Annotated in this window: 20 protein-coding genes; 13 read left to right on the top strand and 7 right to left on the bottom strand. The window is 52.0% G+C overall.

All coding sequences use genetic code 11. From position 1 onward, the window contains the following. Nucleotides 1-10 precede the first annotated feature (10 nt). Nucleotides 11-1,372 (top strand): RagB/SusD family nutrient uptake outer membrane protein, encoded by a 1,362-nt coding sequence (locus B0B12_RS16875; protein ID WP_076671230.1) that lies wholly within the window; start codon nt 11-13, stop codon nt 1,370-1,372. A 381-nt stretch (nt 1,373-1,753) separates the two neighbouring features. On the opposite strand, the gene B0B12_RS16870 is transcribed toward B0B12_RS16875, so the two are convergent. From B0B12_RS16870 to B0B12_RS16850, 6 genes are all read right to left on the bottom strand, one after another. Continuing rightward, nucleotides 1,754-2,749 carry a phosphotransferase gene (locus B0B12_RS16870; RefSeq protein WP_076671227.1) on the bottom strand — a complete coding sequence of 332 codons (996 nt, stop codon included), beginning with the start codon at nt 2,747-2,749 and terminating at the stop codon, nt 1,754-1,756. Nucleotides 2,750-2,867: 118 nt separating this feature from the next. Further along, a complete protein-coding gene (locus B0B12_RS16865; RefSeq protein ID WP_212564620.1) occupies nt 2,868-3,614 on the bottom strand; it encodes a serine hydrolase domain-containing protein in 747 nt (248 codons plus the stop codon). After that, nucleotides 3,601-3,969, bottom strand: coding sequence for a serine hydrolase (locus B0B12_RS20710; protein WP_212564619.1), 369 nt, complete (start codon nt 3,967-3,969; stop codon nt 3,601-3,603). Before B0B12_RS20710 ends, B0B12_RS16865 begins: the two co-directional genes overlap by 14 nt. A 206-nt stretch (nt 3,970-4,175) precedes the next feature. Further along, a complete protein-coding gene (locus B0B12_RS20420) occupies nt 4,176-4,490 on the bottom strand; it encodes a hypothetical protein (RefSeq protein WP_076671225.1) in 315 nt (104 codons plus the stop codon). Between the two features lie 87 nt (nt 4,491-4,577). Further along, nucleotides 4,578-5,123, bottom strand: a complete 546-nt coding sequence (locus B0B12_RS16855; RefSeq protein WP_076671222.1) for a hypothetical protein — start codon at nt 5,121-5,123, stop codon at nt 4,578-4,580. A gap of 91 nt (nt 5,124-5,214) precedes the next feature. Further along, nucleotides 5,215-5,790, bottom strand: a complete 576-nt coding sequence (locus B0B12_RS16850) for an SUKH-4 family immunity protein (protein WP_076671219.1) — start codon at nt 5,788-5,790, stop codon at nt 5,215-5,217. 1,913 nt (nt 5,791-7,703) lie between these two features. Between B0B12_RS16850 and B0B12_RS16830 the strand changes: the two genes are divergently transcribed. From B0B12_RS16830 to B0B12_RS16795, 8 genes are all read left to right on the top strand, one after another. Next, nucleotides 7,704-8,264 (top strand): RNA polymerase sigma factor, encoded by a 561-nt coding sequence (locus B0B12_RS16830; protein ID WP_076671209.1) that lies wholly within the window; start codon nt 7,704-7,706, stop codon nt 8,262-8,264. Nucleotides 8,265-8,334: 70 nt separating this feature from the next. Then, a complete protein-coding gene (locus B0B12_RS16825; protein ID WP_076671207.1) occupies nt 8,335-9,390 on the top strand; it encodes a FecR family protein in 1,056 nt (351 codons plus the stop codon). Between the two features lie 91 nt (nt 9,391-9,481). Then, nucleotides 9,482-12,604, top strand: coding sequence for a SusC/RagA family TonB-linked outer membrane protein (locus B0B12_RS16820; protein ID WP_083704265.1), 3,123 nt, complete (start codon nt 9,482-9,484; stop codon nt 12,602-12,604). 18 nt (nt 12,605-12,622) lie between these two features. Then, complete coding sequence (locus B0B12_RS16815) at nt 12,623-13,951, top strand: RagB/SusD family nutrient uptake outer membrane protein (RefSeq protein WP_076671203.1); 1,329 nt, start codon at nt 12,623-12,625, stop codon at nt 13,949-13,951. A gap of 96 nt (nt 13,952-14,047) precedes the next feature. Then, nucleotides 14,048-15,022 carry a phosphodiester glycosidase family protein gene (locus B0B12_RS16810; protein ID WP_083704264.1) on the top strand — a complete coding sequence of 325 codons (975 nt, stop codon included), beginning with the start codon at nt 14,048-14,050 and terminating at the stop codon, nt 15,020-15,022. Between the two features lie 23 nt (nt 15,023-15,045). Next, nucleotides 15,046-16,236: an Sb-PDE family phosphodiesterase gene (locus B0B12_RS16805; RefSeq protein WP_076671201.1), complete on the top strand. Its 1,191-nt coding sequence runs from the start codon at nt 15,046-15,048 to the stop codon at nt 16,234-16,236. A 35-nt stretch (nt 16,237-16,271) separates the two neighbouring features. Further along, complete coding sequence (locus B0B12_RS16800; protein WP_139337831.1) at nt 16,272-17,225, top strand: sugar phosphate isomerase/epimerase family protein; 954 nt, start codon at nt 16,272-16,274, stop codon at nt 17,223-17,225. Nucleotides 17,226-17,503: 278 nt separating this feature from the next. Continuing rightward, nucleotides 17,504-17,770, top strand: a complete 267-nt coding sequence (locus tag B0B12_RS16795) for a hypothetical protein (RefSeq protein ID WP_076671198.1) — start codon at nt 17,504-17,506, stop codon at nt 17,768-17,770. A 185-nt stretch (nt 17,771-17,955) separates the two neighbouring features. Here the strand turns inward: B0B12_RS16795 and B0B12_RS20415 are convergent, their stop codons facing one another. Next, the gene (locus B0B12_RS20415; protein WP_170871897.1) at nt 17,956-18,210 is read right to left on the bottom strand and encodes a hypothetical protein; all 255 of its coding nucleotides are present in this window, start codon (nt 18,208-18,210) and stop codon (nt 17,956-17,958) included. A gap of 216 nt (nt 18,211-18,426) precedes the next feature. Between B0B12_RS20415 and B0B12_RS20410 the strand changes: the two genes are divergently transcribed. From B0B12_RS20410 to B0B12_RS16775, 4 genes are read left to right on the top strand one after another with little or no spacing between them, the layout of a single operon-like run. Further along, nucleotides 18,427-18,582: a hypothetical protein gene (locus tag B0B12_RS20410; protein ID WP_170871896.1), complete on the top strand. Its 156-nt coding sequence runs from the start codon at nt 18,427-18,429 to the stop codon at nt 18,580-18,582. Then, nucleotides 18,560-19,402, top strand: a complete 843-nt coding sequence (locus tag B0B12_RS16785; RefSeq protein ID WP_076671194.1) for a UDP-2,3-diacylglucosamine diphosphatase — start codon at nt 18,560-18,562, stop codon at nt 19,400-19,402. Before B0B12_RS20410 ends, B0B12_RS16785 begins: the two co-directional genes overlap by 23 nt. After that, a complete protein-coding gene (locus B0B12_RS16780; RefSeq protein ID WP_076671191.1) occupies nt 19,399-20,385 on the top strand; it encodes a glycosyltransferase family protein in 987 nt (328 codons plus the stop codon). The genes B0B12_RS16785 and B0B12_RS16780 overlap by 4 nt, the downstream gene beginning before the upstream one ends. Before the next feature lie 58 nt (nt 20,386-20,443). Continuing rightward, entirely contained in the window at nt 20,444-21,811 is a 1,368-nt protein-coding gene (locus tag B0B12_RS16775) for a GH1 family beta-glucosidase (RefSeq protein WP_076671361.1), read from the top strand. Nucleotides 21,812-21,829 lie beyond the last annotated feature (18 nt).

Here is a 21,829-nt window from a genome sequence, read left to right as displayed (position 1 = left end):
TCTGATCATCATGAAGCATATACCCTCTAACTATAAAGTACTGGCGCTGGCGCTTGTGGTATCCCTCTCCAGCTGCGACAACATCCTGGATCCGGAGCCACGCCTCGACATTTCCTCGGAGCAGGCCATCACTGACAAACGCGGGGCAGAGGCCGCCCTGCTGGGCGCCTACAGCGAACTGCAGAGCAACAGCTACTATGGCTTTGAATATCCGGCACTGGCGTACCTGTCAGCCGACGAGGTGGACTGGTCCGGTTCCTACAACTTGTACCAGCAGTTTGACCTGAACGCCATACCTGCCGAGAACAGCTCCATCAAATCCGTCTGGAGCCAGATCTACCGGGTGGTGAATGTGGCCAACAACCTCATCGACAAAGTGCCGGGCATACAGGACCGCAACCTGACAGAGGCGCAGCGGCAGTCGATCCTGGGGCAGGCTTATTTCCTGCGCGCGCTTTCCTACTTCGACCTGGGCCGCGCCTGGGGCGGAGTGCCACTGGTGCTGCAGCCTACGGTAGACAAAAACAGTGGCAGCGGCATCAAACGTGACACGCTAGAGCAGACCTATGCCCAAGTACTGGCCGACCTGGAGCAGGCGGAGCTCCTGTTGCCGTCGCTCACGGCGCGTACCCGGGCTTCCAAAGAAGCGGTATGGGCACTGAAAGCCCGGCTATACCTGTATCAGCAGAACTGGCAAAAAGCCGAGGAGTACGCGACGTTGGTGATCAACAGCGGCAAGGCAAAACTGGTAACGCCTTACAGCGCTTTCTATACTGGTAAGCAGACCGAGGAAAGCATCCTGGAGCTGGTCTACGACAACGCCGACCGCAACTCCCACGCCAACTACTGGATGACCAGCAGCAAAGGCGGCCGCTACGAGTGGAAACCGTCTGCCTCCATCACGCAGGACCTGCGCAACCCGGCGATTGGTGGTACCAGAAGTGCCCTGATCGGTACGCAGACCAACAACGGCAACGAGCTGGTGTACGGGCAGAAGTATACCAAGATTGCTACGGGTGAAGATGGGGCCTTTATCCTCCGCATTGCCGAACAGTACCTCATCCGGGCCGAAGCCAGGCTGCAGCAACATAACCTGACAGGCGGTTTGGCCGATCTGAACGAGGTACGCAAACGTGCGGAGGTACAGCCGCTCGTGACGCTCGATCTGCAGGCAGCCCTGCTGGCTGTGGAGCAGGAGCGCAAGGTAGAGCTGGCGTTTGAGGGACACCGCTGGTTCGACCTGATTCGCACCAACAGGGCAGAGGTTGTGCTGGGTATAACCAACGCGAACAAATTCCTTTTCCCAATCCCGAACAGCGAGATGCTGGCAGATCCGGATTTGGGGCCGGAAGACCAGAACCCTGGCTACTAATACTTGCTTTACCCAGGGACCAAAGGTGGCGCACCGGCAGTTGTACGGCTGTCTGCGCGCCACCTTTGTGCTTTTTATATGGACTTAACAACGAGTTGAACCAGGTTGGTCTATACCAGACTGCTTGAAGTATGTGATCAATACGGGTTGTACGTCATGCAGCAGATCGCCCCGCAAAATGACGCAGCCCTGGACGAGAAAGCAAAAGCTATACTACACGCGGCATAGGGCCGCACCTCCATGTTTGCGTCGCTGCTACCGTTATTTGAGAGCACCCCCATAGCCTCAATCCAGGTCCTGAGCACTGAAACCAACAAGAAAACAATCCGGATCGCTACCGGCTGAGAAAGAGACGAAGCCGAATAAGGAGCCTGTACCGGTTTAGAGACAGTGTATTTTTATTCCATTGTATTCCATCCACCTGTTGACGGATTGAATCCAGAATTTCAGGAACTCTTGACTTAGAAACTGGTTCGAGAAGTCATCAAACCGTTGAATGTGAATTCCAGTATAATGTAGCCAAATTGCCAAACCACCATAGGGGATCAGCCTTTTTTCTTCTTCCGAGATAGATGTAATTGACTCATAGCCTTGATAAAAGCTATCCTTTTTTGATTCAAAATTTTCCTTATTGGGCTCATTCCTGTAGAGAGTCATAAGGCTAAATGCCATATCTAAGAACAACCACCCGTTCCCACAGTTATCAAAGTCAAAAACCGTGATTTGAGATTCGTTCTTGACTTTCATATTCTCATACCAAAGGTCAAGATGCACTATGCCGTACCTTAAGTTAGCGGTGTCAGCATTTCTAAATTCAGAAGAAATTATAGAATTCGCTCGTTGGAAATACTCCATCTCAATGGAAGGTTCTGTAAAATGTTCCTTTGCAGACTGATATGCCCAACTAACAAGCGTATTTGCGTCGTAATCCTTTCTTTTAACACTTTTATTAATTGTCAGTTGGTGCATTTTTGCCATGGTGACACCCAGACTATAAATAACACCTTCTGATGGAGTTCTAATAGACTCACCTTCAGCAAATGAAAATAAGACGGCAAATCGCTCGCCTTCCAAAGCTGGTATTCGGTTGATGTATTTTCCGTTACAATCCTTTATGGGGTATGACACCAACATACCATTGTCTCTCAGATAGTCTAAGAGCTGTAATTCTTCATTTATCTCACTTTCTTTTCGCCAATCATAATAGTATACTCTGAGTACATACTTTTTGTCATGAGTGGCTATCAAGTAACTGTGGTTGATACCAGTTTTTAATATTCGGCAAGTTGATTTTCCGTCGAAACCATAGAGCTGAATGACTAATTCTGCCAGATACGCTGGTGAAAGAATTGAGCTTATTACTGGAGCGTAGGTCATTTTATATTTTCTATAACGAACTTGTGCAGGCTAAGGCGAGGCGTTTGCCAAAGCTTAAGCCTGTACTGTGTTACCTGTATATTATATTTGTGTAATTAAAGCATTCGTCACCAGCTATTCAGAGTTTCTGAGTTCGTTTCCCGTAGTCTGCTATCATTTTGTCTCTAAGCAATAGCGCTCCTTCCACAGCTTTAGCTGCCGCACTGTTGCAAATGACAATGTATCCTAGCTTCTTATTTTTATCAAGAAGGGCATAGCAATAGAACGTTCCCGCAGATCCCACTTGTTCTGACAACTGCCTTTTCTCAGTCTTCACATTTCCCCAACCAATTGAGTAGTCTTGCATTCCATAATGCAGGAATTCGTACGTATCCGCTTTCAGTATATTATTTCTGCCGGTCAGCCCCTGCAGGTTTAACTGTATGAACCTGGCATAGTCAACTAGTGGCATGCTGATATCCCCTGCGGGCTCCCCAAGTCTCAAATTATAGCCAGCCGACGGGGATAAGGCGACCAGTGTGTCCCTATCAATCCAATGCCCCCAAGGCTGTTTGCTATCATACCTATTGGGCCAGCCAAACCTATAGCTTAACTGCAGCTTTTCGCTCAGTATTCCATCAACGAGTTGTTCCCATGACTGATGCGTAACTTCTTCAAGCATAAGAGCGGCAGCGCTGTAGCCTGCGTTTGAGTAGTCATAGGCTTTACCTTTGTTCTTGCTTGGTTCTTCCTGCAGGACATGCCTAATGAATTGCTTTCTTTGCTCAGACTTGGTCCCACTGAAGTGTGGTAATTGCCGATATTCAGGGCCACTCGTATAAGGCCTAATCCCGGTTCTGTGGGAGAGGAGGTCAGCTAATGTCATGGAAGGCGGGGTTACTGACTTTCTTCCATTCTGGAAACAAATCGAAGAACTTGGTCGCCCATTCTATTTTACCATTTTCCACTAAATAGGCAGCTACAAACCCAGTAATAGCTTTAGTATTGGAACCAATATGAAAGTAATCCGAGATTGCGACTGGATTAGCTTCATCAACCGCACCAGCTCTGTTGTATCCAATCACATCGAGCTCCAATACTGAATCAGGAGTAACTACAGCGTAGGCTAAAGCAGGTATTTGATGTACTTCCCTGATATGAACAGCAGTATTCTGTAAGTTTTGTCCTTGAGCTGCACAGGAAAGAAAAGCCACAAAGAACGAGAGTATAGCTTGTTTCATTTGGGATATCTTTAGTTATATACCAAGTAACGGATAGGCCTGATAAGGTGTGTGAGGCTTAGCCGAAGCATGACTTATAAGTTGGGTTAATTGTATTTGTTCTGCTTCTACTTATTTAGCGCATACCTCATTAAGCTAAATAAGCTGGAACACCCAATCAGCCTATTTATTCTTAATGATGGTTTTTAGAGCAATATAATTCATACTTAGTATGGGCTTAAGTTCTGTTTATACTTTCGTACAAATTCTTCTGCTTCTGACATATTTTCTGGATAGGGAACAACTACATAACTCCCATCTTCAACCTTTTCATAAACATGGTGAAAGAAGCAGCCACTGTTCTTGAGATACTCTGCCACTTTCCATTTCTTAATGTCACTACTCTTGGGGGGGCGAAACTTGTGATTAATTAATGTTGTAATAATTCCACATTCTGGACATGTAAGGTTTATTTCATCCGAGGGATTCTTATAAATGCTGAATGCCTTTCTACAGTTAAAACAAACTTTTTTATGTCCCATAATATCAATTTATAATATCCTTATTGCACATAACGGTTAGTACATAAAACGAGCAAGGCAAAGCCGCAACTTGATTTATGTATAGTGTTATATGGCATTGTTCTTCTTTTTATCTTGCTCTATCTGGTGCATCATGTAAGATATCGCACCACCAGCTGTCGCAATTCCAACCACACTACCCGCACCTGTAAGATATGCTATGGTTCCACCTGGTATGCCTGCTGCCAATCCACCTATCACGGCTGCTTTAACATATTTCCAGCTATTGTTTTTAGTCTCTTTAAGAAGCTTTTTGTTGATGGCGCAATAGTCAAAGCTACTCTGTATGGACTCTTTAAAGTTATTTATAAAACTCTCCCAAAGCTGTTCTTCTTTCAATGTCACAGCCTGGAATGATGTATCAATGTCAAACAAAGCTTTTATTTCAGAGTCAGTGATTTCCACGCTGATGGTGCTGTTCCATTTGAGCGGATTGAATGTAACCATATTTAAAAGGGTGCTGCCCCTTTTAAATACCAATGAATTTTCGGAACCTCTGTAAAGTTGAAAGCCTTGGCTTACGAAGTACTCCTTTACCTTTTGAATGGCTTCTTCCATGGAGCCTTCAAACTTAAAGTTTAAGTTTCTTTTCATTCTTGATTCACATTAAGCATATCGGCTTGTACAGGCTGTGGACGAGGCGCAGCCGAGTATGGAGCCTGTGCCTTGTTAGCACCTGTAATTCTTATTTTTGATTCTGGTAGTATTCTCTATTCCCTAATAATTGAGCAAGCTCCTGCGCCCAAAAGGTATTAGTTCTAAGCGCTCTATTGTCTACTTCTTCCATACCCTTCTTCAATTTTTCGTACTGGCTATCTGTGAAGTCTGCGTCAAGAAAAGCGTCTTCGCCATTCTCTCTAATGATTTCTCCGACAAATCTTTTGTATAGAGTTAGAAACTGAAATAATTCTCTAACTGAAGAGTTCATGAATGTTGGCTCGAAGTCTTCTTCATGATTCAATGTCACCACCTGGCATTCATTCTGAAGGTCTATGCAAACAGGGTCACCAGCACCGTCAGAACCTATACTTAGAAAGTATTTATGCCTATCCACTCTCGTCTCAAATGTGTCGAAGATGCTACTTAATTCCTTTTCTGAGTCACCAGCAAATGATAAGAATGGTGCAGCTGATGTCGGTAGTCCGACAGTTGACATGAAGGCTATTGTTTCTTCGTTTAACCCCTTATCAGAGAGGTCATGCATATAAAATCTGAATAGCTTTTCAGACTCCCAATCTTTCATCAGCTCTTTATTATCCATTACTTATATGTGCTAACGTGCTGGTATAGCTGATTGCAAGGCGTAGCCGCAGCATACCTGCTATACTTTGTTGTATGGTGCTTTTCTTTTAAGGTATAGCTGCAAACAATATCATTAGAGTATAGACATAAAACCACCACTTCACATGAGATGCTTTTTCATTATACTTTAAGTGAAATTGAGTCGCAACATAGCTAATTATACATGATAGCAACAGGAGAAATACCAGACTGCTAATCAAGGCTTCCCATTCTAAATCTTTAAGGATAATCTGTAAAACAGCTGAGACTATAAAAAGAGCAACTATGTATTTATACTTTCCCATCCGATAATTTCTCTACTTAAAACCTTCGAAATCGGGGAAAGCAAAGAAAGCTATCAATACCAGTATTGCGATAAATATGAATGTTACATTCCATGATTTCATATGTAAATCTTCTTGGTAACTTTTGAGCTTTAAGAATGTCAAAGCATAACTCAGCAAGTAAGACACCACCAACTGAAATACGACGTTTATCAGCACCCCTGTTCCAAACCCAAAGACGTATACCTGACTTGCTGCTGCTATCAGAGTAAGAGGTAGAATCAGTTTGTTCTTTCTTATTAATCTACTTACCATTCCTTAAGGTTTCTTTCATCATTAAAGTACCATACAACTACCTGCTAGCAGGAGTACCTACTCCTACTATCTGCACTATGTGTGGAGTGAGGTAGACTCTTACTTAGGCGAATGAATTTAGGAAGAAATAGTTGAAGAACGAGAGACTTTCTTAGAGAATCTACTGGAGGGGTCAGGATTAAAAGTGCTTAAAACATAAAGTAAAACACTCTTATAGTAGTCACTGGACGGCTTTAAGTAGGAAGCTTAAGCTAGCTTTTGTACGTTTTCATCAGTTGTTTATTAATAAGAGTGTCCTTTACAAGCTGTTGAAGGCCTTTGCTGAATTCGTAATGGCGGGAATCATAAGCAAATATCACCTGCCAATATTAAGTATAAATGCTTCTAATGCGCTGATTTAATGTGGGTTTCTGTTGAAGTTATGAGGTTTCCGGCCACAGCTGACGCAGCTTCTGACACAGTCGCTAGTGACGCAAGCTAATTATATTAGGCAAGGTCTGCGGGGCATGATTGATCTAAATGACCAATCGTCCTATGTACCTTGCATTGTGTCCTGTTTTTTAACCATAGAATATTTTGCCAGCGCATTGTATGCTGGCAACAAGTAGGCGTCATTTGCCTGGTCCCCCGCCACCGGATGTGAGGAAAGCCTTACAGTAACCCTCTTCGCTTTGGAATCAATGTATAGTGCCTGTCTGTGAGCCCCGCGGTGCAATAAGCACCATGTTTGGTGTAGGTGATCCACCACATATTCCGATAGCTCCAGCCTTTCAAATTGGTGTAGCCCGCTTTTTCAAATGCAAGCTAACTATCTCTGGCTTTGATGTCATCGATTACTTTGGATGGGAGTAGCTGTTTGCCATTGAAAAATCCGTTGTTGCGTATCATCTTGCCGAACATGGTCAGATCACGTAAGATGGCACATAATCCTCCCAGCTATAGGACAGGAGTTACCTTCATGTGATCGGGCAAGCTAATAAAGCGCAGCTATGTGAGTAGAATGATGTGTACCGCTACCAAGAGCACCCCAGTGGATAGGCATGCTGACCGCGAGCGTCGGGCGGGTAAGGAAATGGTCTCCTTTGCAGATGAGAAGGTCAGGCTGAATTGTTCACAAGGAGAAGGGATAGCCGCTGGACAAAGCAAAAACCAGAGTCAGTGGTCTGCAGGACAGCTGGCTGTGACCAGCGGGTAAAACGCCTCGCTCGAGCTTCCCCACTGATTTAACAGAAACTTAACCCACGCGTTTCTGAAATGTTGGTTCCTTTGTACAGGATTAAACGTTACCAGCGTGATGACTTCTGAAAGTATCGACCGGCTCAGCATACGGCCCAGCCCGGATGAGGCCGCTTTTGAGAAACTGTTTTACGAGTACCACCAGAAACTATACTTCTACTTCCGGAAACAGGCCCAGTCTGAGTTCATGGCCGAGGAGCTCGTGCAGCTCACCTTCATCAAACTGTGGAGGCACCTGGACCGCTTGTCTGACGAGGTGCCGCTTTCATCCCAGATCTTCCGGATCGCCCGCACCACGCTCATCGACACACTGCGGAAAAAAGCCGCAGAGCGCGAGGCCCTGCAACACGTCGAACTGCCCGGAGAACATGCTTCTACCGAAAATACGGTATACGCCTATTACCTGCAGCAAGACATTCAGGCTGCCATCGAACAACTGCCGCCAATCCGCAAAAAGGTTTTCCAGCTCAGTCGTCTCCAGGGCCTCTCGTACCAGGACATCGCCCAGGAACTATCCATCTCCACCAAAACCGTGGAAGACCATCTCACCAAAGCCACCAAGCATCTGAAGTTGCTCCTTCGGTATAGCCCTGTCATGCTGTGGAGCTGGCTTGGCTGAATGTTAAATAATTGTTTCCAGCAGGGGACAGGCGTTCGAGAATCGTATTCACTGTGTTTAGCTACTACCAATGGACCCACGCCAGATTGCGCGATTTCTGCAAAACAATGCCAGTGCCAGCGAAGCCAGCACAGTAGCCCGGTACCTGGAAGAAAACCCGGCTGCGCTGGAGCGACACCTGCCGGAATCGGAGTGGGAGCAAACCAACAGCAGGCTGTGGCTTAAAGAGAAAGCCTCGGACCGGATGCTGCGGCACATACAGCGTGAAGTCGGGATGCCAGGCAAAAGCAACTGGAACCTGCGCATAACGGCAGCAGCCGCTTCCATCGTGCTGGGCCTTTTCCTGGTCGGGCAGCTATACCTAGACCGTGCCAATGCAGGAACTTCAGTAGTGACGACACGGGGTATAACAAAGGGTGTATTTGCCGTGAAGGTGAATAAATCCCTCCGGTCGGTGGCCTTTCTGCTGGAAGACGGATCGGCAGTGGAGCTGCTGCCCGGAGCAGAGATCACCTATCCGCAGCCTTTTGTGCAGGACGACCGGCGCATGCTATACCTTCAAGGGGAAGCCGTGTTCAACGTAGCCAAAGACAGCCAGCGACCTTTCACCGTGCAGGCAGGCGGCCTGGCCACCACCGCGCTGGGGACTTCTTTTAAAGTAAAAGCGCCCGGCGGCAACAAACCGGTACTGGTGCAACTCTATACCGGCAAGGTGGTCGTACAAGCGGCTTCCGAAGCGCTGCAGCAAAAGGGGAAAGCAGTATACCTGACACCGGGCCAGCAACTCGAATTGAGTACAGAAAACCCAGAAGGGCGGGTGCGCAACATCGTTGCGCCGAAACAAAGCCAGCAGCGCGTGCCCCCACAGCCTGAAATGGAAGAAGGCAGTATGACGATCAGCGGAAACGTCATCGAGTTCAGCAAGCGGCCTTTGCCGGCCGTGCTCGACGCGCTTTCCAGGCTATACGCGCAGGACATCCGGTACCGGAAGGCCGACTTGACCCGGATCAGTTTTACCGGAAAGATCAGCACCAACGATTCGCTGGAGCAGGTACTGCAAACCATTGCTGTGCTCAACGAGCTGAAAATGAAGAAAGAGCAGGACAGCTACCGCATCAAAAAATAAATCAGCAACATAACAATTGCTCCGTCAATGGACGGATGAAACGTCATGGCAACAGGGCGTAGAGGGAAAACTATATCCAAACACATACACTATGAGCGTTAAGTTTACCAGGAAAGGCAGGCCGATCTGGCCCAAAGTCCTATTGTTTTTCATGCTGGCCGTCCTGCAGGGGCACAGCGGTTACGGCCAACGTGCCCCCGAGCAGGTAGTAGGGGTGGTGCAGGATGCGGGCGGCGATGCGCTGATCGGCGTGTCGGTGCTGGCCAAAAACGAAAGCACCGGCCAGACCAGTGGCACCACTTCCAATGCGGAAGGTATGTTTTCCTTCAGCAGATTACCGCTTGGCGGCCCGTATACCTTCACCTTCCGTTACATCGGTTTTGAGCCTCAAACACTGACTGGATATCGGCTGGAGGAGGGAGAGAAAGAATCCCTGCTGGTAAAGCTGAAAGCGGCCGAGTCGAAGCTCAATGAGGTGGTAGTGATTGGTTACGGCCAGAACACGCGCCGCAACATCACGACGGCCATCTCCAGCGTAAACCCCGCCGATGTGGCCGACCGCAACGTACCGAGCGCCAACCAGTTGCTGCAGGGGCAGGTAGCGGGCGTGAACCTGACGGTGAGCAATGGGACGCCAGGAGGAGCTTCCCGCGTGAACATCCGGGGCGTGAGCTCGATCAACGGCGACAACGAGCCCCTGTACGTGGTAGACGGCATCCCGCTTTCCAAAGCACGCGCCAGCTACAACTATACCGGCGAGTTCATCCAGGACCCGCTCTCACTCATCAACCCTTCCGACATCGAGTCGATTGAGGTGCTGAAAGACGCTGCTTCGGCCGCCATTTACGGTAGCCGCGCGGCGAATGGCGTGATCCTGATCACGACCAAGCAGGGCCGCAAAGGCGAGCCGAAAATCACCGTTTCGCAGGTATCCGGTATACAGACCATGCCTAAAAAGCTGAACCTGCTCAACCCGCAGGAATACATGAGCCTGCAGAAGGAATCGGTGGAAAACTACAACCGCGACCTGAACCTGAGCCCGGGCAAAAGCGGTTACCTCGACATCAACAAAGTGCTGGGCAACGTGCCCGCTGATCCGTACGACGTGAACTGGCAGGATCTGATCATCCATGAGGGCGCTGCCACGCACCAGACAGATTTCTCATTCAGCGGCGCCGCCAACTCCGTGAAGTATTATACCTCGGTAGGTTACCAGAACCTGGAAGGCCTGTTGAAGAACAGCGCCCTGGAGCGCTATTCGGTGCGTACGAACCTCGACTTTACGCCAAACAAAATTCTAAACTTTGGTCTTCGTTTCGGCGGTAACTATACCAACAGTTCCTCGGCGCCCAACGGTGACCAGGGCACGGCGCTATTCCAGCGCTCGCTCGAGCAGCGCCCCTACGACCGGATTTACAAAGACGACGGCACCTTCAACATCGGCGGGAAGGACATCCTGCGCCACAACGGCGTACAGGTACTGGAGAACGACCTGATCGAAGACAAGAACTACCAGGCGCTCATCAACCTGTACGGCAACGTCAACTTCCTGAAGTATTTTACCTGGCGCTCTGCTTACAATGCCGAGCTGCGCTTTGGCCGCGGTTTCCGCCACCAGACCCGGCTGCACCCTTATGCATCGGGCAGAGGCCTGACGATCGATATACGCAACAACCGCGTGTCGCAGAACATCGACAACACGCTGACCTTCTTCCAGAACTGGGGAGGAGACCTGAACACGGAAGCCATGGTGGGCTATACCTATTACCAGGACGCCTACGACTTCAACCATGCCCAGGGTACGGAGTTTCCGTCGGATGATTTCAGGCACATCACCTCGGCCACGGTCACCACGGCAGACGGCGACGCCAACAAATACGCCATGGAGTCCTACCTCGGGCGGGTACAGCTGGATTACAAGGGACGTTACTTCCTGTCGTCCTCGCTGCGCTACGATGGTTCTTCGAAGTTCCACAAAGACAACCGCTACGCCTATTTCCCCTCTGTGTCGGCAGGCTGGGTGTTTACGAGCGAGAACTTCTTCCCGACGGCCGAATGGCTGGAGTTCGGTAAGGTGCGCGCCAGCTGGGGCAAGACCGGCAACCAGGACGGGATCGGGATTTTCAGCTACATGCCGCTGGCCTCCGGCGGGTATAACTACGGTGCCGAAACCGGCCTGTCGGTTACTTCGCTGGGCAACCTGGACCTGAAGTGGGAGACCACCCGGCAGACGAACTATGGGTTGGACCTTTCGTTCCTGAACGGCCGACTGGCGTTCACCTATGACTACTTCATTAAAAATACGGACGACCTGCTCTACAACGTGCCCACACTGGCGACCAGTGGCTTTACGCACCGTACCACCAACATCGGCTCCATGGAAAACAAGGGGCATGAATTCTCCCTGACCAGCGTCAATATCGAAAAGGACCGCATCCGCTGGAGCACCAGCCTGAACATGGCCTCCATCCGCAACCAGGTGACCAGCCTGATCGGCAACGAACCGATCCAGGTAGGGGGGTGGAACGCCATCATCCCGGGCCAGCCGCTGGGTGTGTTCTACGGCTACAAGCAACTGGGCATTTACCAGCACATCGAAGAAATCCCCGAAGCCTTGCAAAAGCAGGGAGTACGCCCGGGCGACATGATCTTTGAGGACCTGGACGGCAACAACCTGATCAACTCGGCTGACCTGTCGGTGATCGGCAGCGCGCAGCCTGACCTGTACGGCGGCCTGACCAACAACGTGGAGATCGGCAACTTTGACATCTCGCTTTTTGCCACCTTCTCCCTCGGCAATGAGATTGCCGCTGCCTGGCGTTCCGGCCTGGACCACATGGGGGGCCGCGACTACAACCAGGTGCGCGATACCTACGAGAACCGCTGGACCGGACCGGGCACCAGCAACGACGTGCCGCGTGCCACCAAAAGCGCCTTCAACCTGAAGAACAGCAGCTACTTTGTGGAAGACGCCTCTTACCTGCGCATCAAGAACCTGACCATCGGCTACAAGCTACCGGTCGCTATGCTGCAAAAGCTGGCCATCCAGCAGGCGCGGGTGTACCTGTCCGGGACCAACCTCTACACCTTCACCGGTTACAGCGGCTACGACCCGGAGGCTTCCAGCTCACTCGATGCCCGTTCCTTCGGCATCGACAACCTGGTGACGCCACAGCCACGCGCCTTCATGGCGGGTATCAATGTAAGTTTCTAATTTTAAACAGCGTAAAACATGTTTCGAACCTATAGATTAGCAGCATGCAGCCTGGCCCTGGGCGCAAGTGTCCTTTTCGCCTCCTGCAGCAAAGAACTGGATGTGACACCGGAGAGTGCCGTATCGCCTGACCAGATCAACGAAAGCAATGTCGGCTTCTTTCTCAACGGCCTGTACCGCGCCGCCACCCCCGAGCGGGACAATTACCTGATCAACGACATCCGAGGCGGCAACTATACCTGGACGCCGCTTTCGGGCAACAACAGTGCCTACGGCCGCCTGATCACCGGCAATGGGGTGGACGATGGACTGAGCTACTCCTCCTCGCTCTGGAAAAATACCTACCGGACCATTTACAGCGCCAACAATGTGATCCAGGCCTGCGACAAGCTGGGGGCGCAGGGAAGTGTGAACGTGGTGAAAGCGGAAGCCAGCTACCTCAGGGCCTACCTGTACTACCAGCTGGTAACGGCTTTTGGCGGCGTGCCGCTGATCGTGGAAAACACCACCGAAAACCTGCCGCGCAACTCCGCCGACCAGGTATGGGAGCAGATCATCCAGGACCTGGATTTTGCCATCGCCGGGGCCAAGCCGCTGAAAGAAGCCACCAACAAGCGCGTGTCCAGGGAAGCAGCCACGGCACTGAAAGCACGCGTATTGCTGGCCCGCGGCAACAAGGCGGAGGCAGCCCTGCTGGCGCAAAGCGTGATCCAGGGCAGCGGCCTGGGCCTGGTGGCCGATTACGGCAGCATCTTCCGCAACACGGCGGCTTCCCGCGAGGTGCTCTTCGCTTTCGCCAATCTCAAAACGGAAACCAACCTGCGCTTCTCCAGCTTGTTCTGGCCGTACGGCACGGCCTGGGCCGGTTCCTACTTCGTGCAGCCCTCTACGCAGGTGCTGGAGTCGCTCTATACGCCGGACGACGTGCGCGGCGCGGTGAACATCGACACCATTTACAATGCCGACAAAACCTATAACGTGATCGTGATCAAGTACTGGGACGTGCAGCCGGTGATCGTGAGCCGCCTGTCGGAAATGTACCTGATCAGCGCCGAAGGGCTGCCCATGGAGCAGGGCCTGGTGTACCTGAATGCGCTTCGCAAGATCCGGGGTGTGGCGGAGTATGCTGTAGCCGATTTCGCCTCGCCGGAATCCTACCTGAACGCGGTGCTGGAAGAGCGCAGAAGAGAACTCTACAGCGAAGGTTTCCTGTTCTTCGACCTGGTGCGCACGGGCAAGGCGCTGGACCTGCCTAATATCCAGAATGCCAACCAGTACGTGCTGCCCCTGCCCGGTGACCAGATCAACCTGTCGAACGGCGTGCTGACGCAAAACCAGGGCTACTAACCATCATGATTACAGTAGATTGATTGATGAAAGAAGGAGTCAGCCATACGGGCGCTCCTTTCTTTTTTCTTCCCTTACCACATTCAATTCCCTAATATGACACTTAAAAAACTCAGCTTCCTGGCGCTTGCGGCAGGGATACTGGCTGGCTGCCAGACCACCAAACCCGAAACCAGCCTGGGCGCTGCCCCTAAAGTGCAACCGGTACTCCAGGACACTGCCGGCTGGAAAATCGATACCCTTTCACCCGGCTTTGTCAGGTATAACTACGCCCGCTATCACGAGCCCTTTGCCTCGGCACAGATCGTGCATGTGCTGGAGGTTAACCTGGCTTCCGGCGAGTATGAACTGGTGATGGGCAACGTGTTTCCGGAGGATTCCCTGTCGGCCGTGGCGGAAAGGAACACAGAGGCTTTGGTCGCTATCAACGGCACTTACTACGAGCTGGTGGAGAACGGGCAGTCTTCGTCTTTTTTCAAGGCGGATAACGAGATCAAAACGTCGGTGACCGTACCGGCCGGTCATAAGCTTTTCTGGAAACACGAAGGCGCATTCTTTTACGATGGCGCGAAAAAGCAAATGGGCATTGCCTACGGCGACAACGCCACCTATACCCAAATGCCGCACGCCAACATCATCTCGGGTTCGCCCATGCTCATCTATGCGTACAAACCGGTAGGTGAGACCTTTGCCAAACCGCAGGACAAGCCCCTGGACCAGCTTGACTACGAGCACCCCGACCGGCACCAGGGCGTACGGCACCCGCGCACCGCCATCGCCACCGTGGATCAGAACCGGGTCCTGCTCATCACGGTGGATGGCCGCCATGCGGGCAAATCGGCGGGCATGTCGGCTAAGGAACTGACGCAGTTCATTCAGCAATATTTCAACCCGGCCTACGCCCTGAACCTGGACGGTGGCGGCTCTACCACCCTATGGATCAAAGGGGAAGGTGTGGTCAATTACCCGACCGACAACAAGCGCTTCGACCACCACGGGCAGCGCCGGATCCGGAATTTCATCATGGTCACAGAAAAACCCGCAGATGCCGTCCCGGCAGCAGGGAAGTAGCAGGTATCTATAAGAAATAAAGTATGAAACCGACAAAACTGACGCCCTTGCTGCTGGCCTGCTTGCTGGGACTGGGCACCGAACTTAGCGCCCAGTCAGGGTCAAAAAAGGATGAGAAAGTAAAGCTGCCGGACATCCCCGGCTACCAGACCCTGAAGGGCGACTTCCACATGCACACAGTCTTTTCGGACGGGCACGTGTGGCCGTCTTTCCGGTTGTATGAGGCAGACCGCGATGGCTTGGATGCCATCTCCATCACCGAGCACATCGACTACGAAGGCTACCCCGACGAAATCAGGAAGGATTACAACAAGTCGCACCAGATCGCCACGGAGTCGGCTGCCAAGACCAATGTGCTGGTGATACAGGGGGTGGAAATCTCTCCCCGCGTGACACCTTACCACCACAACGCCCTCTTTGTAAAGGATGCCAACAAGCTGCCTGCCGATTACATGAAAGACGGGAAAAAGAAGTTTGTGATGAAGGACAGCCCGACCGAAAAGCAGCTGCTGGCCCCGTTCTGGGAGGCCAGGAAGCAGGGAGCCTTCATTTTTTACAACCACCCGAACTACCGCTGGTGGGACAAGGACAGGTATGGCCTGGATCTCTTCTCGGACCTGCACCGGAAAATGCTGGAAGAAGGCTTGCTGCATGGGGTGGAGGTGGTGAATTCGGGCATCTACAACCTGGAGGCCCACCGCATGGGCGAGAAGTATAACCTGACCATGCTGGCCAACTCCGACGAGCACCGCGACATCAGCTATACCTACCGCCACTCGCACCGGCCCATGACGCTGGTCTTTGTCAAAGAACGCTCGGAAGAGGGGATCCGGGAAGCGCTGCAGGAGCGGCGTACCGCGGTATACTTTGACGATTACCTGGTGGGCCGGGAAAAGGAAATGGACGCCTTCTTCAAAGCCTCACTGGAGGTAAAGGCCGTGAAAAGCACCCAGCGCAATGTGGAACCGGTCATCCAGATCCACATGCAGAACAACTCGGATATCCCCTACGAGGTGGTGTGCCAAAGCGATCTTGACTTTAAAAATCTGCCCTTGGGCCGCGTCACGCTCCAGCCACACGAAACCACCACGCTGACCCTGACGACGCTGTGGCAGGAGCTGCCCGAAGTGCCGCTTCGATTCGAGGTACATAATGTGTTGATTTCGCCGGAGAAAGCACTTGTTTCGGAGCTTCGGGTCAAGGTGATGGAGTAAAGTCAAGGTATAGCAACCCTCTACATTTTAAACGTGTGAAAAAGACGATCAACAGTTTTCTGCTGGTTTTCCTTCTATACCTGGTGGCGGTTCCGCTTGCCGCCGCTTTCCCCAAAAACGCCCCCAAACCGCTGAAAATAGGCTATGCGCTGGGCCTGACGAAAGTATCGGCGGAGCAGATGAAGTATGCTAAATCGGTAGGGGTGGACTATGTGGAGATCTCTTTCGGCGGCCTGATCGACGGCAATAGGAATTTCAAACTTAGCGATGAAGAGATGAGGGCACTGATGCAGCAGGCGAAAAAAGCAGCGGAGGATGCCGGCATCCAGGTATGGTCGATCCACATGCCCTTTGGTAAACGGATTGACCTGTCGCTGACGGATGAAGCCGAGCGCCAACAGGTAGTGGCCCTGCACCGGAAAGTGCTGGAGTACTGCCAGATCCTGCAGCCTCAGATCATTCTTTTTCATCCAAGCTATTACCTGGGGCTGCACGAACGGGAGGCCCGCAAGAGCCAGCTGATCAAGTCGGCTACTGAGCTCAACAAAACGGTCCGAGGGATAAACGCGACGATGGTGATCGAAAACATGCTGGGCCCCGAGCTGCTGGTGGATGCCGAGCGTGAACGACCCTTATGCCGCACCGTGGAGGAGACGATGGAGATCATGAACCGCCTGCCGAAAAACATCTACGCCGCCGTGGACATGAACCACATCAAGAACCCGGAAAACCTGATCCGTGCCTTGGGCAAACGCCTCAAATCGGTGCACATCGCAGACGGAACGGGGGAGAAAGAGGATCATTTCTTCCCCTGTTCAGGGCAGGGGAAGAACAATTGGACCGACATTCTGGCTGCGCTGCATGATGCCCGCTATACCGGCCCGTTTCTGTTTGAGAGTGCCTTCGACGATGCCCGTGATCTGAAGACTTGTTATGAAACGATGTATGATTCGTTTGTAAAAGAAAAGCAGCTGAAAGCAGCGCAATAAGATCAAAGGGGGGCGGCAGAGCGGCGGACGTACAGGGTACTATCATGGGGAGATGGCCATCTTGAATAGAAAGCGCCTGTACAGCCATGCCATCACATGCCCCCTGGAGGACCTGCGCGGTTGGTGAATCGGGCCTACTGGTTTCCGGTCCGCAAAGGCTCTGCTGACAAGACTTTATGAAAGCGTAACCATGCGGTAATATTCAGGCAATAGTCGTTTTTTACCTTGCAGCAGTTAGAGGTTAATGTTGTTATTCTCAACCCCTGTATGTAAATCAAATGGCTATCAAAACGAAAATCAACTTTGAACGCTTACTGGCTGGCACCGAGCTGGAAACCCCTGTAGGTGTAGGAAAATTCAGAATGTATAAGGAAGGAAATTTTAAGGCTCAGAATGTGCTGGTAGAGGATTCACAGGGCCGGATGAAATGGTATACAGCCCAGGAGGTTCAACTGCATTCGACAGGCAGAAAGGCTGAGCGGGAGGTAGCCCGTTTCCCTGCATTCACAACCCGTCTGCCAGAGTTGCTGTATTACGCCATGTAGGCGGCAGGATCCTTTTCATCTAAAACCAGATTTCAATAGTTTTTTTATGCGTTACTTTTTACGGCAGCCGGTTTACCGGCTGTCGTTTTTTGAGAAGGCTTGCTTTGGTGCGGGCATGCTTTGGATCTTGAGTAAGAAGCAAAGGGCGCTTTCCCAATCGGGAAGCGCCCTTTTAACTAACCTTACTAACAAAAAAATCTTTCACCTTGTCCCAAAGGTACAGCGGTTTTGGGAGCAATAACAGCGTCTCCGGCAGTCTTAACAGTTATATAACCCTGGCTTAAACTGGCGGTAACCAATGGCTGCATGCACCCCGCTTTTTGCCTGCGCCGGTCTTTCCGTTCAGGAAGCCATGGTGCCATCAACCGGCATTTTTGTACGGTCTGCTTTTGTGCCGCATATTTTCCGCGCACCAGGCCAAAACGTGGTGTGTCGTCCACAGTTCTTTCAATGCTAAGCGGAACAATCAGACACAATACGCGCCTGCTTTCAGGACTTTCTGTCTAATTCACAGCACCTGTTGCAGGGAGCACTGCTAAACCATAACAAAACCATAATCCCCTCATAACCTGTGCTTAATATCACATCTGTAGTTTTGAAGCGAGGAGAAAATCCTTCAGCCAAAGGGAAATTTCTTACCGCTAACAAGATAGATAATGGCACATTCAACACCTTACCTGATGAAAGCCGTGCTGCAAAAGCTACCGGACATTTTCCTCTACCGGCTGCATTCCTTTTACTCCCCGTTTAAGTTCTCCGGAATTCACAGTATCTCACCCGCCCCTGACTATGGCAAGAAAAAGAAAAGTTGAGGTAGCCGTCATCTCGGACGTGCACCTGGGCACTTACGGGTGCCACGCCAAAGAATTGTTGGCCTACCTCAAAAGCATTCACCCCGATACCCTCATCCTCAACGGCGACATCATCGACATCTGGCAGTTCAGCAAGAGCTACTGGCCCGCCAGCCACATGAAGGTGGTTAAGTACCTGATGGGCCTGATTGCCAAGGGCACCAAGGTCTATTACATTACCGGCAACCACGACGAGATGCTGCGCAAGTTCAATGGTTTCCAAATGAACTCGTTTCAGATCGCCAACAAACTGGTGCTGGAGCTCGACGGAAAGAAAGCCTGGTTTTTCCACGGCGATGTGTTCGATGTGACCATGCAGCACTCCAAGTGGCTGGCCAGACTGGGCGCCAAAGGCTACGACATGCTCATCCTGCTCAACCGCCTGGTGAACTTCTGCTGCCTCAAACTCAACCGCGACAAGGTATACCTGTCCCGCAACATCAAGAACCGCGTCAAGAGCGCCGTCAAGTTCATCAACAACTTTGAAACGACTGCTGCCGACATTGCCATTGCCAACAGCTACGACTATGTGGTGTGCGGGCACATTCACCAGCCCGAGAAACGCGTTATCTCCAACATGGAAGGCCGCGTCACCTACCTCAACTCCGGTGACTGGATCGAAAACCTGACGGCGCTCGAATACAGCCACGGTGACTGGCGCCTGTACAGGTTCCGGGAAGACCTGGACGCGGTGGTGATGGAAGAAGAGGAGGAGCGGATGCCCACCAGCGTACAGCTTTTCCAGAGCATGATGGTCGAATTTAACCTGAAGTCTGCTTGAAAATCCTGTATGCCATTCAGGGCACCGGCAACGGCCACCTGACGCGGGCGCTGGAGGTGATTCCGGCCCTGCAGCGACACGGCGAGCTGGACCTGCTGGTAAGCGGCTGTCAGGTGGATCTCAGCCTGCCTTACCCCGTGAAATACCGGCTGAACGGGCTGAGCTTCATTTTCGGCAAGAACGGCGGCGTGGACTTTTACCGGACCATCGCGCAGGCCAGTTCCCGCAGCTTTTACAAAGAAATACACCGGCTGCCGGTGCGGGACTATGACCTGGTGATCTCGGACTTCGAGCCGATTTCTGCCTGGGCCTGCCTGCTGGCCAAAAAGCACTGCGTCGGGCTGAGCAACCAAGTGGCGGTCCTGAACCAAAATGTGCCCAAACCCAAGGAGGCCGATCCCATGGGCAAATTCATCCTGAAGAACTACGCCCCGACCACTGCCCCATACGGTTTTCACTTTGCCCGCTTCGATGACACCATTTTCACCCCCATCGTACGGAAACAGGTACGCCAGCTGCAGGTAAGCAACCAGGGGCATTATACCGTATACCTGCCCGCCCACGACGACCATAAGATCGTGAACCGGCTGACGCGGTTCCGGCACGTAGAGTGGCATGTCTTCTCCAAGCACAACAAGCAGGCCTTTCAGCTTGATAACGTGTCGGTCCAGCCCATCCAGAACGACCTCTTCCTGCAGAGCATGGCCGCCTCGGCCGGGGTGTTGTGTGCCGCCGGCTTCGGGACGCCTTCAGAAGTGCTGTACCTGCAGAAGAAACTGCTGGTGGTGCCCATGAAAAACCAGTTTGAGCAGGTATGCAACGCGGCAGCCCTCCAGCACATGGGCGTGGCCACCATCAAAAGCCTGAAGAAAAAACACCTGCCCCGGATACACGAATGGCTCGAGCACGCAGCACCCATTCAGGTCGATTACCCGGACGAGACCGACGCCATCGTGCAACGCATCGTGCAGGAAAACACGTAAAGCATTTTTGACCTTAACACGCAGCAGCTTCCTTGCAGAAGGGCTGCTGCTTTTTTGTATGCCAGATACTAATAATGAGCAGGCACTGCCTGTACTAACGAAGTCAGCCTTCAGAGAAGATTTCCGATGGGGCGTTTCTACGGCGGCTTACCAGATCGAAGGCGCCCACGAAGCCGAAGGCAAAGGCCTCTCCATCTGGGACGTGTTCTCCTCGAGGAAAGGCAAGATCAAGCAGCGCCATCACGGCAACCAGGCCTGCGACTTCTTCAACCGCTACCCCGACGACCTGCAGCTGATGCAGTCCATGGCCATCCCAAATTTCCGCTTCTCCCTCTCATGGTCTCGGCTCCTGCCACAAGGTACAGGCCTGGTCAATCGGCACGGCGTTGCTTATTATGACCGCCTCATCGACCACTGCCTGGAGCTGGGCATCACCCCCTGGCCGACGCTCTACCACTGGGACCTGCCGCAGGCGCTGGAGCAGAAAGGCGGCTGGACGAATCGCGACATCGTCGGCTGGTTTGAGGAGTATGCGGCGCTGGCCGTAAAACTTTACGGTGACCGTGTAAAGAACTGGATGGTGCTCAACGAGCCCATGGTGTTTACGGGGGCCGGCTATTTTCTGGGGGTGCATGCGCCGGGCCGCCGGGGCTTCGGGCCGTTTATACCGGCCGTTCACCATGCTACGCTGTGCCAGGCAGCCGGCGGCCGGGTGATCAAAGACTTCAGGCCGGAGGCGGAGGTCGGTACCACCTTTTCCTGCTCCCACATTGAACCCCTGCATCAGCGGGAAAGAGACATACGGGCAGCCCGGCGGGTGGATGCCCTGCTCAACCGCCTCTTCCTGGAACCAGCCCTGGGGCTAGGTTACCCGCTCGACGAGCTGCGGTTCATGCGCCGCCTTGAAAAATACATGCTGCCCGGCGACGAGGAACGGATGGCCTTTGACTTCGACTTCATCGGTGTGCAGAACTATACGCGCGAGGTGGTGAAGTACGCTTTCTGGACACCCTTCCTGCAGGCCAACCTGGTGCCGGCCCGGAAGCGCGGCGTGCCCTATACCCTGATGAACTGGGAGGTATACCCGGAAAGCATCTACCACATCCTGCACCAGTTCAACCGCTACAAAGGTATACGCAAGCTGATCGTCACCGAAAACGGGGCGGCCTTCCCCGACGAGCTGAAAGACGGGCAGGTGCATGATCCAGAGCGGCTGTGCTACCTGAAGCGCTACCTGCAGCAGGTACAGCGGGCGAAACAGGAAGGCGTGAAAGTACAGGGCTATTTTGTGTGGTCCTTTGTCGACAACTTTGAGTGGGCAGAGGGGTACGACCCGCGCTTCGGGCTGGTGCACGTGGATTTTGAAACGCAACAGCGCACCATCAAAAGCTCCGGCCACTGGTACCGGGATTTTCTTCAAGGGTAGCATTCCCCTGCTGCATTG

This window comes from Pontibacter indicus (genome assembly GCF_900156345.1).
Lineage (GTDB): Bacteria > Bacteroidota > Bacteroidia > Cytophagales > Hymenobacteraceae > Pontibacter > Pontibacter indicus.
The sequence above is the reverse complement of the archived record's forward strand: the minus strand, read 5'-3'. Positions and strand labels throughout refer to the sequence as shown.